The organism is Acidithiobacillus albertensis, from assembly GCF_001931655.1.
Lineage (GTDB): Bacteria > Pseudomonadota > Gammaproteobacteria > Acidithiobacillales > Acidithiobacillaceae > Acidithiobacillus > Acidithiobacillus thiooxidans.
The window spans coordinates 1-460 of sequence record NZ_MOAD01000140.1 but is presented as its reverse complement, the minus strand read 5'-3'; the positions used below and the strand labels follow the sequence as shown (position 1 = coordinate 460).

The window sequence follows — 460 nt, the reverse complement described above, 5'->3', positions numbered from 1 at the left end:
CAGCAGTCGATACACGCTGAGCCCCAGGCCGGAACCCAGATAAAGCAGAGCCGCCAGCATCCAGGGGCTGACCGACGCCAGGAGAATTTTGGCCAGAGGAGTGCTGGCACCAAAAAGCAGGGCGGAGAAAATCGCTGCCGGAATTCCGGGACGAATCAGCTTCTGGATCATATTCATGGAATTATCTGCAAATTCATGGCGTAACCCTGGAAGGAATCAGGAATCATAAAGAGCATCGTTATTGCAGGCAAGATGGATAATTTGCCGTGATTAATGGCGGGTTGGATTGAAGTATGATCTGGTGGAAGCCGGCCAGGAGATCAGGAGCTGCCTGCTTCGCCCACCGTAATGATCATTTCGGCAATTTCTCCCAGTTTTTTTCCTTTGTCCATGGCGAGCCGCCGCATGCGCCGGTAGGCTTCGGCTTCGTCAATCTGCAAGTCGCGCATGAGGATGCCCT

Annotated in this window: 1 protein-coding gene; it reads right to left on the bottom strand. The window is 53.5% G+C overall.

Going from position 1 to position 460, the window contains the following annotated elements:
- Positions 1-320 precede the first annotated feature (320 nt).
- Positions 321-449, bottom strand: a complete 129-nt coding sequence (locus BLW97_RS20165; RefSeq protein ID WP_278278524.1) for an ANTAR domain-containing protein — start codon at positions 447-449, stop codon at positions 321-323.
- Positions 450-460 lie beyond the last annotated feature (11 nt).